The 12996-nt window shown below is 58.2% G+C and carries 16 protein-coding genes; 9 read left to right on the forward strand and 7 right to left on the reverse strand.

Going from position 1 to position 12996, the window contains the following annotated elements; translation table 11 throughout:
* Window positions 1–322, forward strand: a 322-nt coding sequence (locus V7665_RS00845; protein WP_335662644.1) for a gamma carbonic anhydrase family protein, incomplete at its 5' end; no start/stop codon positions are given.
* 16 nt (window positions 323–338) lie between these two features.
* Here V7665_RS00845 and V7665_RS00850 read toward each other — a convergent pair.
* A complete protein-coding gene (locus tag V7665_RS00850; protein ID WP_335662645.1) occupies window positions 339–854 on the reverse strand; it encodes a hypothetical protein in 516 nt (171 codons plus the stop codon).
* A gap of 219 nt (window positions 855–1073) precedes the next feature.
* Between V7665_RS00850 and rplU the strand changes: the two genes are divergently transcribed.
* The 3 genes from rplU (at window position 1074) to V7665_RS00865 (ending at window position 2611) form a co-directional block, all read left to right on the forward strand.
* A complete protein-coding gene (gene rplU / locus V7665_RS00855) occupies window positions 1074–1589 on the forward strand; it encodes a 50S ribosomal protein L21 (protein ID WP_335662646.1) in 516 nt (171 codons plus the stop codon).
* 3 nt (window positions 1590–1592) lie between these two features.
* Entirely contained in the window at window positions 1593–1862 is a 270-nt protein-coding gene (gene rpmA / locus V7665_RS00860; RefSeq protein ID WP_067197476.1) for a 50S ribosomal protein L27, read from the forward strand.
* Between the two features lie 197 nt (window positions 1863–2059).
* Window positions 2060–2611, forward strand: coding sequence for a GNAT family N-acetyltransferase (locus tag V7665_RS00865; protein WP_335662647.1), 552 nt, complete (start codon window positions 2060–2062; stop codon window positions 2609–2611).
* A 66-nt stretch (window positions 2612–2677) separates the two neighbouring features.
* Here V7665_RS00865 and V7665_RS00870 read toward each other — a convergent pair whose 3' ends face one another.
* From V7665_RS00870 to lnt, 4 genes are all read right to left on the reverse strand, one after another.
* On the reverse strand, window positions 2678–3574 hold the full coding sequence (locus V7665_RS00870) for a metal-dependent hydrolase (protein ID WP_335662648.1): 897 nt from the start codon (window positions 3572–3574) through the stop codon (window positions 2678–2680).
* A gap of 192 nt (window positions 3575–3766) precedes the next feature.
* Window positions 3767–4462, reverse strand: coding sequence for a tRNA (guanine(46)-N(7))-methyltransferase TrmB (gene trmB / locus V7665_RS00875; protein ID WP_335662649.1), 696 nt, complete (start codon window positions 4460–4462; stop codon window positions 3767–3769).
* 31 nt (window positions 4463–4493) lie between these two features.
* Window positions 4494–5705: a methionine adenosyltransferase gene (gene metK, locus V7665_RS00880; protein ID WP_335662650.1), complete on the reverse strand. Its 1212-nt coding sequence runs from the start codon at window positions 5703–5705 to the stop codon at window positions 4494–4496.
* A gap of 68 nt (window positions 5706–5773) precedes the next feature.
* Window positions 5774–7303, reverse strand: a complete 1530-nt coding sequence (lnt, locus tag V7665_RS00885; protein WP_442955146.1) for an apolipoprotein N-acyltransferase — start codon at window positions 7301–7303, stop codon at window positions 5774–5776.
* A 96-nt stretch (window positions 7304–7399) separates the two neighbouring features.
* Between lnt and V7665_RS00890 the strand changes: the two genes are divergently transcribed.
* Together V7665_RS00890 and V7665_RS00895 are read left to right on the forward strand one after the other, a co-directional pair.
* Window positions 7400–8089: a hypothetical protein gene (locus V7665_RS00890; protein WP_335662652.1), complete on the forward strand. Its 690-nt coding sequence runs from the start codon at window positions 7400–7402 to the stop codon at window positions 8087–8089.
* Window positions 8079–8519, forward strand: a complete 441-nt coding sequence (locus V7665_RS00895; RefSeq protein ID WP_335662653.1) for a VOC family protein — start codon at window positions 8079–8081, stop codon at window positions 8517–8519. The genes V7665_RS00890 and V7665_RS00895 overlap by 11 nt, the downstream gene beginning before the upstream one ends.
* A gap of 216 nt (window positions 8520–8735) precedes the next feature.
* Here the strand turns inward: V7665_RS00895 and V7665_RS00900 are convergent, their stop codons facing one another.
* A complete protein-coding gene (locus V7665_RS00900; RefSeq protein ID WP_335662654.1) occupies window positions 8736–9332 on the reverse strand; it encodes a TetR/AcrR family transcriptional regulator in 597 nt (198 codons plus the stop codon).
* 67 nt (window positions 9333–9399) lie between these two features.
* Between V7665_RS00900 and V7665_RS00905 the strand changes: the two genes are divergently transcribed.
* Complete coding sequence (locus V7665_RS00905) at window positions 9400–10299, forward strand: metal-dependent hydrolase (RefSeq protein ID WP_335662655.1); 900 nt, start codon at window positions 9400–9402, stop codon at window positions 10297–10299.
* Between the two features lie 25 nt (window positions 10300–10324).
* Here the strand turns inward: V7665_RS00905 and V7665_RS00910 are convergent, their stop codons facing one another.
* Complete coding sequence (locus tag V7665_RS00910; RefSeq protein WP_335662656.1) at window positions 10325–10876, reverse strand: hypothetical protein; 552 nt, start codon at window positions 10874–10876, stop codon at window positions 10325–10327.
* 235 nt (window positions 10877–11111) lie between these two features.
* Here V7665_RS00910 and V7665_RS00915 point away from each other — a divergent pair, with 235 nt between their 5' ends.
* Entirely contained in the window at window positions 11112–12245 is a 1134-nt protein-coding gene (locus V7665_RS00915; protein ID WP_335662657.1) for a sensor histidine kinase, read from the forward strand.
* Window positions 12242–12991: a LytR/AlgR family response regulator transcription factor gene (locus V7665_RS00920; protein WP_335662658.1), complete on the forward strand. Its 750-nt coding sequence runs from the start codon at window positions 12242–12244 to the stop codon at window positions 12989–12991. The genes V7665_RS00915 and V7665_RS00920 overlap by 4 nt, the downstream gene beginning before the upstream one ends.
* Window positions 12992–12996: the final 5 nt, after the last annotated feature.

A 12996-nucleotide genomic window follows, 5' to 3' on the forward strand; every position in this document is an offset into this window, starting at 1 on the left:
CGGCAATCCGACAATCATCGGTGATGACGTGCTGGTCGGCCATATGGTGATGCTCCATGGTGCGACGCTCGAAGACCGGGCCTTTGTTGGCCTGAGCAGCACGGTCATGGATGGCTGCGTGATCGAGGGCGATGCGATGCTCGCCGCCGGTGCGACCCTGACTCCGAATAAACGCATTCCCTCCGGCCAGCTCTGGGCAGGATCACCCGCAAAATTCATGCGTGATCTGCCGGAAGCCGCTATTGCCGGGATGCGCATGGGTGTTGCCCATTATGTCGAAAATGCCAAGGCCCACAAGGCGGCCATCGACGATCTGGGTTAGCCCAGCCGATTCTTCCCTAGCGCAGCCGATTCTTCATGGCTTCGATCTCGGACTGCTGCCGGTCGACTTGCGCCTTCACCCAGTCGCGCCGTTCGGCAATAATGGCGATTCCGCCGATTTGATCTGCTTCTGTCTCGCGTTCGAGCTGCTCCCGGTACAGGGCATCGATATCGGCCAGCGCCTCGACCGAAGGACTCCGCTGTATCTCAAGCGCCGCCAGTTCCATATGGGCGACGACCCATGATTCGCTCGACACCGCCGCATCGCGCGCCGCATCCACCCGCTGTTTGACGACCGGAAGCCTGGCTTGGAACTGATCATCCGCGGCCCCGCTGCTTGTCACGGCTGCGCTGAGTCTGCCTTGCAGATCAGCTGTCAGGGAGGAAATGACGGTAGCGGGGGCCGCCGCTGCGTCCATCACCGGTTCGCTTTCATAGGGACGCTTCAGAAGCGACGGAAAGTCGCCCTGCTGCATCGCACAACCGGACAGCGTAACCGTGATGATCGTCACCAAAGCGGAAAGTTTTTTCATTGCTCTGTCTTTAGGAGAGGCTTATCCGGTCTGCAACGGCGAATCTCCAAGGAAGAAGCGGAGCGTTGCCGGGTCGCCTCGAATAGCCGAAATTCGCCTTAAGCTGGTTGACAGCGCCAGTTCCATCGGTTAGCTGCCCACTCTTTCCAGCGTGAGCCGAAGGACTCGCGCCGACGGTCTTGTGCGCTGGAACCTTAAATTTGAAACGGAAACATAGCCATGTTCGCAATTGTGCGCACCGGCGGCAAACAATATCGGGTTGCCGCAGGAGATATTATCGCAGTCGAAAAACTAGCTGGTGAAGCTGGTGATTCGGTAACCCTCGACGACGTTCTGCTTGCCGGCGACGGTGGCGACATCAAGGACGTCAAGGGCCTGACCGTCTTGGCTGAGATACTCGGACAGGAAAAAGGCGAGAAGGTAATCATCTTCAAGAAACGCCGCCGGCATAATTATCGTCGTAAAAACGGCCATCGCCAGCAGCATACGGTATTGAAGATCAGCGCCATCGGCTCTGAAAAGGCACCAGCCAAGGCCGCTCCCAAGAAGGAAGCTGCTCCCGCCGAAGAAAAGCCAGCTGCGAAAGCAAAGGCTGCACCGGCTGAGAAGGCTCCGGCCGAGAAAGCACCAGCGAAAAAGGCTGCTGCGAAAACCGAAACAAAACCAGCTGCTGCCAAGAAGGCACCGGCGAAAAAGCCAGCAGCCAAGAAGCCGGCTGCGAAGAAAGAGGACTAAACCATGGCACATAAAAAAGCAGGTGGTTCATCCCGCAACGGACGCGACTCAGCAGGTCGTCGTCTGGGCGTCAAGAAATTTGGCAGCGAAGCCGTTGTCGCCGGTAATATCATCATCCGCCAGCGCGGCACGCAAACCCATGCGGGTCGTAATGTCGGCATGGGCAAGGACCACACGTTGTTCGCGCTCGTCGACGGCAAGGTGGAGTTCCACAAGGGCAAGCTCGGTCGCAAATATGTGTCTGTCGACCTGATGGCGGAAGCCGCCGAATAACCGGATAATCGATAAAGGGTTATCCACCAGAGGGATGACCCGGCCGGTTCGACAGAACCACCAATTTCAGGGAGAGGGTTATCCTCTCCCTTTTTTTGTCTCTCCCTGCTGTGACGTCACAGTCTTGTAATGGCAGCCTGCTAGCGGGCTTACCATTCAAGACAGGGGCGTCGCGCATTTGATGATGGAGAGTCCCGATGTTTGCCGTAACACCAAGATTGCTGCTGAGACCCGGCTGGCCGGAAGATGCCGGTGCATTATTCACCGCGATCAATGATGAAGCGATTATCCGCAATCTGGCGAGCCCGCACTGGCCCTATCGACTGGACCATGCCCGGCGGTTCCTGTCCTTGCCCACCGACCCTGCCACTCCCCGCTGGCTGATATTCAGCCGGACGGACGGCCCGCCGCAACTGGCAGGTTGCATCGGGATCGATTCGCAGGACCATGGCGATGTCGAACTCGGCTATTGGATCAGCCGTCAGCATTGGGGGCGCGGCTACGCCACTGAGGCTGGCCGGGCCGTGCTGCAGAACGCCCGGTCGCTCGGCCATAGCCGTCTGGTCGCAAGCCATTTTGTTGACAATCCTGCTTCGGGATCGGTTCTGCGCAAATTGGGATTCAAACCGACCGGTCAGACGGTCGGTGTTTTCAGCCGGGGCAGAAACAGGGAAGCGCAAGCGGTGGAATATTCCTGCCGGCTGGATGAAGCGCAGGACGGCCAGGTCATGCGACCACTAGCAGCATGATCAGGCTACTTTTTTAAGCCGCTCGACCTCGTGCCCGTCGGTGAGCGCGGGCAATTCGGATCCAGCCTAAACTTCGACCATGATCGCCGCTTCATACTCGCTCTCGGCAAGCCGGATGAGGGGGCGGTCGTCTATATCCCAGGGGTGGAAGCCCGGTTTGAAAAATTGCAGCAACGGCCACAAGGTCCGCCGGAAAGGCGCCTTGCCAACCAATGCATAATGGGCCAGCCCAAGCCATGCGCGCGGTCCTGAAATGCCATCCTGGCGCAGCAGGTCGAGCACGCCTTTGGCGCGGTTTTTGGTAAAGCCCAGTGCGATTTTGGCCATGAAGATGCTGCGAACACACCAGCGTTTCAGCGGATTCCAGTCCTTGGTCACATGCAGCCATGTGTCATAGGCGACACCCTTATGCTCAATTTCTTCCGAAGCATGCCATAGCCACAATTTGCGCTGCTGTTCGTCGGCATTTTCAAAATGCTTAGGGTTGGCAATCACTTCTGCCGCCAGAATCGCGGTAATATGCTCGATACACATGGTCGCCACGAGATGGGCGGTTTCCGGCTTCGCGCGAATGCCGTTCACCACATTGGAAATCGCCTGTTCCAGCCGGCTAATATCAAAATCACAATCTTTGAGATGTTCGTTGAAGCAATGATGCTCGCGGCTATGGATGGCTTCCTGCTGGATGAAGGCGCGGATTTCCTGCTGCAATTTGGTTGGCACGCGCGTGCGAAACTTTTTGATCGATTCGATGAAAAACGTCTCGCCCTTGGGAAAGGTTACGGAAAGGGCATTGAAAAAAGCCGAAGCAAAGGGATCGCCACCAACCCAGCGCCGCCGGTCGATCACGGCATCAGAAAAATGCCGGTTGCGGGGTCGAATATGAAGGTCAGCGGGTGTCGCGCTTTTATTCTGCGCATGAGATTCGGTCGCCGCATCAGCGATGCTCGGAGCAATGTCCATATCTGCCTGTGTACCTCCCAGTACTATTATAATCCTGCGCGACCGTTTTTTGGTTAAGCACTGGATAAACAAGGAAGGTTAAGGTTCAGCATCCTAGGATGCTTTACAAACATGGTTAAAAATTGGTGTATCTGGCCGAAACCCGGCGACTAGCCTGAGGTTCGAATATCAACGATTTTGATGCGCGATGGTTTATTTGCGCCGGTAGCGGAAATACCAGACATCATGACCTTGCCGACGTGCCTTGGCTTCGTAGCGCGTCTCCGGCCAGCCGCCGGGACGGATCGTCCAGTCTTTCGGGCTTTCGCACAGCCAGTCAAACTCGTCGCGCTGGTTCATGATCATGCAGGCCCATTGCAGATAGACCGGATGATCGGTGCCGAAACGAAATTCCCCGCCGGGTTTCAGCTTCGCGGCGATCAGGTCCACGGGCCCATGATTCATGAAGCGTCGTTTGGCGTGACGCGCCTTGGGCCAGGGATCGGGATGCAGCAGATAGACAAAGCTCAACGCGCCGTCCGGAATCCGTTCCAGCACGTCCAGCGCATTGTCCATATGCAGCCGGACATTCCCCAGACGCTGATTGCGGATATGCTGCAGCGCGCCGACCACACCATTGAGATAGGGCTCGCAGCCGATAAAGCCATGATCGGGAAGCATGTCGGCGCGGGCCGCCAGATGTTCGCCGGCGCCAAATCCGATTTCCAGATGCAGCGGACGGTCGCCGCCAAACAGCGACGTCGCTGTCACCGGGCCTTCCGTGGGAACGGCGATTTGCGGCAGCAGTTTTTCGACCAGCTCGACCTGCTGATCGCGCAACGCATGACCCTGACGCCGACCATATAGCTGACGAATGGTGGTAGGATCACCTTCTTTGGATGCGGTCATCGCCCGGGAACTTTTACTGGCAAGCTCGTTTTCAGAGAGCGGCTTTCAGCGCATCCACCAGATCGGTCTTCTCCCAGGTGAAGAGATCTCCCTCCGCCTTGCGGCCGAAATGGCCATAAGCGGCGGTCGGGCCATAGATCGGCTTGTTCAGGCCGAGATGGGTGCGAATGCCCTTGGGCGTCAGGCGCACCAGCTGCGGCAATAATTCTTCCAGTCTCTCTTCGGTGACCTTGCCGGTGCCGTGCAGGTCGACGTTGATCGACAGCGGTTCGGCAACACCAATTGCATAAGACAGCTGGATCGCGCAGCGCTTGGCGAGTCCCGCCGCGACGACATTCTTCGCCAGATAGCGGGTGATATAGGCGGCCGAGCGGTCAACCTTGGTCGGATCCTTGCCGGAAAAGGCACCGCCGCCATGAGGGCTGGCGCCGCCGTAGGTGTCGACGATGATCTTGCGTCCGGTCAGACCGGCGTCACCGTCCGGGCCGCCAATTTCAAACCGTCCGGTCGGGTTGACGTGAATCACCGTCTTGTCGGTGATAAAGCCTTCCGGCAGCACAGAATTGAATACGCCCATCACATAGTCGCGCAATTCCTGATAGAGCGCCGGATTGTCGCTGTCCTTGTAATAGCCGGGCGCGTGCTGCGTCGAGACCACCAGAGCAACCGCCTCGACCGGCACTTCATTGACATAGCGCAGGGTCACCTGGCTCTTGCTGTCGGGCTCGAGGAAGGGTGCCTTGCCGCTGTGGCGATCATTGGCCATCTGCTTCAATATCTCATGCGAAAATTGCAGCGTGGCCGGCATCAGTTCCGGCGTTTCGTCGCTGGCATAGCCGAACATGATGCCCTGATCACCGGCGCCTTCGTCCTTGTTGCCGCTTGCGTCCACGCCTTGCGCAATATGCGCCGATTGCGGGTGCAGATAATTTTCGAAGGTCAGATTCTGCCAGTGAAACCCGTCCTGCTCATAGCCGATCTTCCTCACCGTTTCGCGGACCGCGGTCTGGATTTCTTCCTGTGCACCAGGCGCCCAATTGCCGTCCGTGTCGATCATGCCCGCGCCGCGAACCTCGCCTGCCAGAATCACCCGGTCGGTGGTGGTCAGGGTTTCGCAAGCCACCCGGGCTTCCGGGTCTTTGGAAAGGAACAGATCGACAATGGCATCGGATATCTGGTCGGAGACCTTGTCAGGATGGCCCTCAGAGACTGATTCGGAGGTGAAGATAAATTCTGAACGCATGTTAGATTCCTGATTTTTGGTCAGAAAGAGGCTGACCGATGTGACATAAGGAAATGTTTATATGATCTTTAACGATCACGCGCACGGATGGCAATGGCAGATAGCAGCAAAATCAGCGCCAAACCGAGCGGCAGGACGTTGCCATATTGCGCGAACAGCGTAGGCGCCTTCGCCTGCGGCAGGCGGCTATTAATCCGGCCCGCTTGCCCCATCGGCACGCTGGCTCTGACCGTTCCGTTCGCGTCAATCACTGCGGAAATGCCGGTTGGGGTGGAACGGATCACCGGCAGCCCCTCTTCAATGGCCCTGAGGCGCGCCTGCGCCAGATGCTGCGGCGGTCCCCAGCTGCCGAACCAGGCGTCGTTCGACGGATTGAAAATGAAGTCCGGACGATTATCAGGGTCGACCACCTGTCCCGAGAAGATGATTTCATAGCAAACCTGAATGCCAGCCTTGCCAAATTTGCCGAGATCGATCGAACGCGCGCCGGGCCCCGGCCAGAAATCAAAATCGCCGGGGGCGAGGCGAGACAGGCCGATCGCCGACAAAAGCGGCCGCATCGGCAGATATTCGCCATAAGGCACCAGATGTGCCTTATCATAGCGCCCGAGCAATTCATGCTGTGCATCCATCGCAAAGACACTGTTGCGGGCGCCGACCGCGCGGTCGCCGGCTGCATCAAATTCCAGCTTGAGTGCACCCAGCACCAGCACATCGCCGGGCTTCATCAACGAAGCCAGCTGGCGTCTGACAAAGAACGGAGGACGACCGTAATAATAGCGCGCCGGATAGCCGGTCTCGAGATAATCGGGAATCGCGGCTTCCGGCCAGAAAATAATCCGGGGACTATCGTCTTTGCGGAGAGTCAGCTCTGCCAGTTTCTCCAGATTCTGCTCTTCATAACCGGCCTGCCATTTGTCCTGCTGGCCGATATTGGGCTGGACCACGGTGATCAGCGGCTGGTCCGCAGCAATCGGGCTTTTCTCGTGATGAGGCAATAGCGATAGGCTGCCGAAAACGAGAAACAGCGGCAATGCGGCTTGCCATTTTTTCTGAAACAGCAGCCACAGACCGCCAGCTCCGGCAAACAGGAACACCGACAGGCCATAGGATCCGATAAACATGCTGACATCCGCCAGCCGGCCAAGCGGCAGCGCAATCGTCCCCAGAGGACTCCAGATAAACCCGCTGAACACCCAGCTTCGCAGCCATTCGGTAATAATCCACATCCCGGCCAGAGCGGGAATCAGCACCATCGGCCTGTCCTTGCCGATCCACCAGCCTCCCAGGGCAGCCAGAGCGGGAAAAACGGCCAGATAGAGCGACAGCAAAACCACCGCCACATAGCCCAGCCATTCCGGCATCGCCGCCTGGAAGGTAAAGGCCTTGGCGATCCAGTTCAGGCCGATGATAAAATGGCCGACACCGAACAGCCAGCCGCTGAAAAACCCGGCTTTGCGGCTCTGCACCTGCATCAGGATCGCCATCCACAGCATCAGCATCAGCAGCGTCAGCGGCCACAGGTTCAGCGGCGCGAAGCCGGTTGCGCTCAAGCCGCCCGCAAGCAGCGAGATTCCGTAAGGATGGCGGACGATCATTTGCTGGATTTTTGACACCGGCGGCTTTTGCCGTGTTCGCGATCACCATTCAATTGTTAATTGCCCGAAGCGGCATTTGCTTGCTATTGCCGCTCCATGAATTTCATATCCCTCCTGATGCTCGCCCTGTCGCAACCGGCAGCCAGCCCACCCGCACCGCTCGACGAAATCCAGCAGCGCGACCTGTCCTGCGTTGCCGTTCTGGCAATCATCGCCTCGGAACAGGAACAGGGCGTGGCGCGCGCGCTCGACTATCCGCTGCTCACCGAACGCGGTGCGACCTATGCTGGTCTGGTTGGCCAACAGATCATGGACGATAGCGGCAGAACCAGAGAGCAGGTACGCGAAGACATATTGGCGGCGGTGGCAGCCCAGCAAGCGTTGGCGCAGGATGCCGCCGATCCGGATGAGGTGGTCAGACGCGAAATGGCGACCTGCCTACCCTTGCTCGATGCGGCGGTTCCGCCCAAGCCGAAGCCAGACCTGAACCAATGCGCCGGGATGCTGCAGCTGGCCTATGAAGAGGTCCACGACCGGGAAGGCCTGTCCAAGACCGCGCAGGATCTCAAGACGCTGGCCGCCGTGCTCGACAGCCGCGCCCGCGACAAGATGCGGGCCGAGGGGTTGAGCGGTCAGGAAAGCGACATATTATTGACGCTGAGCCGCGAAACAATGCTGGCCGACGCCAAAAAGCTCGAATCCAGGGGTCAGGGTTCCAATCTGGATTTCGACCATTGTTTTTTGCTTGCCGCTCCGGAAGATAAGGAGCCCCGCAATGAACATTGAACCCCTCGCCCCCTTGCGCCCCTTCCATCTCGCTTTCCCGGTGCATGATCTTGACGCGGCGCGCACTTTCTATGGTGACCTGCTGGGTTGCGATGAAGGCCGCAGCGACAGCCACTGGATCGACTTCAGCCTGTTCGGGCACCAGATTGTCGCGCATCTGGACGAGAATTTCGTTGCCCGGCCGCTGGCCAATCCGGTCGATGGCGAACAGGTTCCGGTGCCGCATTTCGGCGTCGTGCTGACGATGTCCGCATGGCAGGCTCTGGCAGACCGTCTATCCGCCGCCGCGATCGACTTTGTCATCGCGCCAACGATTCGCTTCGCGGGTCAGGTCGGTGAACAGGCGACGATGTTTTTCCATGATCCCAGCGGCAATGCGCTGGAGTTCAAGGCCTTTGCCAGCGATGATCAACTGTTCGCCAAGGATTGATTCGGCAAAACGTGTGGATGGCCGTTCGTCATTGCAATGAGCGAAGCGGCGCGGCAATCCAGAGTGGCATGACGGGCGCTAAACTGGTTTTCATCAGCTAGCTTCCGCTAGTGGTGAGCTTGTCGAACCACGCCTATCGACCGGGAAGCGTCCTTCGACAGGCCCAGGACTAACGGATTCCCCGATCAGCTATCGCTGTCGTCCTGCGACGCTGGCCTAAACGTCATTCTCGCTCTTCCAGCGTTCCAGAGCGTCTGCCAGTTGCCGTTCGGCCATGTCACGAGCGGAATCGCGGGGCAGGCCGAGCGAGTCGGACAGACGGTCGCCGATCAGCGCATCGCCCAGCGCCATCAGCACCAGAGCCAGCGTGTCTTCATGCTTTTCGCGGTTTTCATGGCCGCCTTCGCCAATATCATCGACCAGAGCATGAATGGAATCGACAATCGGGTCGAGCGCGTCTTCGTTGCCGGTCAGCATCATCCAGGACCAGAGCGCCGCGCCGCCCTGCTTGTCAAAGGCATCAAAAGTCAGGTCGACAATATCGCGCACACTGCCTTCCCCTGAGCGGGATTTCAGGATCGCTTGCGCGGTCTTGCCGCAGACTTCGTCGGACAGATAGGCGGCGAGCGCCTTTTGCAGGCCGGAAGCCGACCCGAAATGGTGCAGGAGATTGGCATGAGTGCGGCCAATCCGTCCAGCCACGGCCTTTAACGTAACCGACTGCGGACCCGTTTCCATCAGCAAGTCACGGGCTGCTGCCAGCGCCATGCCGCGGCTTTCTTCAGGGGAGAGACGACGCTTCGCTATTGACATTTATGTTAGTAACCTTATTATCAATCATGTCAGCTATAGGCTGCATTTCGCATAATGGAAACATCTGATGAATATGCCTAGCTCGGTCAGCACCGAACCGGAAACCATAATCACGCCGACGCCCGCTGACCATGAAATCACGCCCCGTGACCGCCGTTTCGGCCGGGAAGCAGGCTATGATCCTGTAAAATACTGGCAAAATGGCGATCCGGTCGCGACCGCCTTCTACAATTGCCTGTCGCTCACCTTTCCGCGCGGCGAGGCTTTCTTCATCGAAAGCGTGAAACAGTTTCGCGATCACACACCGCAGAAGCTGCAAAAGGAAATCCGCGCCTTCATCCAGCAGGAAGTGATTCACAGCCGCGAACATCTGGCGCTGAACCGCCGGGTCGAGGAAAATGGCTATGACACCAGCCGGATCGAGCAGCGCATCACCGAATCACTCGGCATGACCAAGGACCGGCCCAAGATCACCAATCTGGCGGCAACGATGATCCTCGAACATTTTACCGCGATCATGGCCCAGCAATTTCTCGCCAATCCCCGGCATTGGAAGGATTCCGATCCGGAAACCGCCGATCTGTGGCGCTGGCACGCATTGGAAGAGATTGAACATAAGGGCGTCGCTTACGACACATGGCTATACGCGACCCGGGACTGGAGCCGCTGGCAACGCTGGAAAGTGAAGGCGCTGATGATGCTGATCATCACCCGCAATTTCTGGGGTAACCGCTGGAATGACTCGCTCGACCTGCTGGCGCAGGACGGCATCACCGGATGGCGAGTAAAGCTCAAACTGCTGAAATTCCTGCTCATAGAGCCAGGCATTGCGCGGGCGATCATCATCCCGTGGTGCAAATTCTTCCTGCCCGGATTTCATCCGTGGAATGAAGATGACCGGCATCTGATCCAGCGGGCCGAAAGCGAATATGAAGCGGCGATGACCGGACGGCCAGCAACCGCCTAGGGTTTCTGTGCTTGGATTACAGCGGTCAATGCGCCGCTTTGCTCATGTCGACTTTTTCGACCCATTCCGGGAAAAAACTGGGTTCGCGGTTTGACCAGCCCGGCGCAGTCGCAGCGGCTTCGCTGATCGACTGCAGCAGGCCCTTGCGGGTTTTCGGGTGAAGATGCGGGAGTGCCGCCGCCGCGCAAAAGGCACCGGGCAACCAGGGCCGGGAATCCGGACCCAGCAGCCGCTCATAGAGAAAACGGAAGGCCGGAAAACTGTGGATGCGGCCCTGCCCCAGATCAAAGGCGGCCAGCGAAATCAGCGATGGCATGAACGATTCGATACTGTCGATCGCGCAATCCTGGGGAATGGCTTTGCGAATGTCGGCGAGCCGCCGGTACAAGGACATCTGGACCTTGATCCCGGCTTCTTCGACCTTGTCGCGCGACCAGGTTCCAATGGCATCGGAACGCTCGAGGCCGACATCCAGCGACCGGCGGATATAGCGCTGGGTCGCCGAACTGAAGCTCGCAAATTCCTTCATTTCAGCCAGCGTCAGGGCGCCGGGAACGGGGCGTATTTCCTTGGTCATGCTTTCGCAACTCCTCGTGGACTGATGCCACGAAGACATTTGAGCCAAACATGGTTAGCAATTGGTTAAATCGGTCCCTAATAATTGCGTGTCGCGCCTCGGAATTTGGAAAATTGCGCGTCAGACTTAGAAAGTTTCGACCAACCGCAAGCCTGTTTCGACCGGTCACGATTCCCCTAGAGACAATTGATACCATATTGTCCTAAGCTGACTCGAAATGGTGAATTGAACATATATGAGAAAATTTGAACTGGGAAATCACAAGCCGTCGGTCGGACATCAGGTCGCAATCCTGTCGATACTCGGATTCTGGCTTTTCTATGTAATCGTGCTGACACTGCGGGCGTCGATTGGCGATTGGCCGGCCCAGGGCGAAATGGCGATGCGACGCATTGTCGTAACGATTTTCGGCATCGGCATTACCTATTTGCTTTACCTGTTTCTCCGGCAGTTTGAGGACAAGGCGCTGTCCACCCGGATCATCACCGCCTTTGCTGCCGCGATTCCCTGCGCCATCATCATCGCCTGGTTCAACCATTATGTGTTCAATATATATTATCCGGAAAATCTGTGGGACGAAGCGCATGTCGAGGAAATGCGCAAATATATGGCGCAGGACAATTTCGCGCTCAAGGCGATTTCCGAAGATGCCACCTCCCGCTTTTTCTTCATCGTCAGCTGGGCCTCGCTCTATCTGACCCTGAGCTATGCCGGCGAGGTCCGCCAGGTGGAACGCAAGGCCGCTCGCTTCGCCCAGGCGGCCCAGGATGCTGAATTGCGGTCGCTGCGCTATCAGGTCAATCCGCATTTCCTGTTCAACACACTCAACAGCCTCAGCACTTTGGTGATGCGCAGCCAGCCGGAAGAAGCGGAGGAGATGATTCTCAATCTGTCGAAATTCTATCGCACCAGCCTGTCCGGCGATCCGCTGGAGGATGTGCCCTTGTCGGAAGAGGTGCATCTGCAGAATCTCTATCTCGATATCGAGGCGGTCCGTTTCCCCGAGCGACTCAGAACAAAAGTCCATATTCCCGACGAATTGCTCGGCGTGCTGGTGCCCGGCCTGATCCTGCAGCCGCTGGTCGAAAATGCGATCAAGCATAGCGTCGCCCACAGCAAACGACCAGTCACGATCACGATCAGCGCCCGGTCCGATGGTGACAATCTGATCCTGACAGTAGCCGATGACGGCGATCCGCGACCGGTGGATCTGGATGATGACCGCACGAGCAGCGGCATTGGCCTCGCCAACGTCCGCGACCGGCTCGAAACCCGCTTTGGCCGGCAAGCCAGTCTGCAGACTGTACGTCCGGCAGAAGGAGGCTATATTGCCCAGCTGACCCTACCCTTGATGCTGGACAATCCATGATCGAAGAAATCGAACTCAGACCACTGACAACGCTGATTGTCGACGATGAACCGCTGGCGATCGAACGCCTGCAACTGCTCTGCGCCCGGCAACCGGATATCGATCTGATCGGCACCGCCAGCGATGGCGAAGCGGCACTGCGCCTCACCGAACAGCTGAAACCCGACCTTTTGCTGCTCGATATCGCCATGCCCGGCAAGGACGGGCTGGATGTCGCGCGGGCTCTGTCCGGCAAGGCCGATGCCCCGGCAATCATATTTGTCACCGCCTTTGACCGCTTTGCGGTCGAGGCCTTTGATGTCGCGGCAATCGACTATGTGCTGAAACCGGTCGAGAGCCAGCGGCTCACTCTGGCCATTTCCCGGGTCCGCGAACGCACTGCGGAACCGCGCACCAATGAGGCGGACGACTCGCCCTGGGCGGAAGAATTCTGGGTGCCCTATAAATCCGAACTGCGCCGCATCGTCGCCGCCGAAATCGACCGGGTCGAGGCCGAGCGCGACTATATGCGGCTGCACGTCGGCGCCATCAGCTATCTGCTGCACCAGACCATCACCGGCCTGGAAGAACGGCTCAATCCTGAAGAATTCATCCGCCTGCACCGGTCGCATCTGGTCCGGCGCGACTGGATCGCCGGCCTGCGCCATGACGGCGGCGGCGTCTGGATGGCCTGCCTCAAATGCGGCACCGAAATCCGCATCGGCCGGACTCATCTGGCGGAAGCGAAAAAGCTGGCCGGCCGCTAGCCAGC

It is taken from the genome of Parasphingorhabdus sp. (assembly GCF_036964675.1).
Lineage (GTDB): Bacteria > Pseudomonadota > Alphaproteobacteria > Sphingomonadales > Sphingomonadaceae > Parasphingorhabdus.

Bases quoted from the DNA above. Each gene is read 5' to 3' on its own strand.
- V7665_RS00850 (WP_335662645.1), bottom strand. From the start codon at position 854: ATGAAAAAACTTTCCGCTTTGGTGACGATCATCACGGTTACGCTGTCC.
- rplU (WP_335662646.1), top strand. From the start codon at position 1,074: ATGTTCGCAATTGTGCGCACCGGCGGCAAACAATATCGGGTTGCCGCA.
- rpmA (WP_067197476.1), top strand. From the start codon at position 1,593: ATGGCACATAAAAAAGCAGGTGGTTCATCCCGCAACGGACGCGACTCA.
- V7665_RS00865 (WP_335662647.1), top strand. From the start codon at position 2,060: ATGTTTGCCGTAACACCAAGATTGCTGCTGAGACCCGGCTGGCCGGAA.
- V7665_RS00870 (WP_335662648.1), bottom strand. From the start codon at position 3,574: ATGGACATTGCTCCGAGCATCGCTGATGCGGCGACCGAATCTCATGCG.
- trmB (WP_335662649.1), bottom strand. From the start codon at position 4,462: ATGACCGCATCCAAAGAAGGTGATCCTACCACCATTCGTCAGCTATAT.
- metK (WP_335662650.1), bottom strand. From the start codon at position 5,705: ATGCGTTCAGAATTTATCTTCACCTCCGAATCAGTCTCTGAGGGCCAT.
- lnt (WP_442955146.1), bottom strand. From the start codon at position 7,303: ATGATCGTCCGCCATCCTTACGGAATCTCGCTGCTTGCGGGCGGCTTG.
- V7665_RS00890 (WP_335662652.1), top strand. From the start codon at position 7,400: ATGAATTTCATATCCCTCCTGATGCTCGCCCTGTCGCAACCGGCAGCC.
- V7665_RS00895 (WP_335662653.1), top strand. From the start codon at position 8,079: ATGAACATTGAACCCCTCGCCCCCTTGCGCCCCTTCCATCTCGCTTTC.
- V7665_RS00900 (WP_335662654.1), bottom strand. From the start codon at position 9,332: ATGTCAATAGCGAAGCGTCGTCTCTCCCCTGAAGAAAGCCGCGGCATG.
- V7665_RS00905 (WP_335662655.1), top strand. From the start codon at position 9,400: ATGAATATGCCTAGCTCGGTCAGCACCGAACCGGAAACCATAATCACG.
- V7665_RS00910 (WP_335662656.1), bottom strand. From the start codon at position 10,876: ATGACCAAGGAAATACGCCCCGTTCCCGGCGCCCTGACGCTGGCTGAA.
- V7665_RS00915 (WP_335662657.1), top strand. From the start codon at position 11,112: ATGAGAAAATTTGAACTGGGAAATCACAAGCCGTCGGTCGGACATCAG.
- V7665_RS00920 (WP_335662658.1), top strand. From the start codon at position 12,242: ATGATCGAAGAAATCGAACTCAGACCACTGACAACGCTGATTGTCGAC.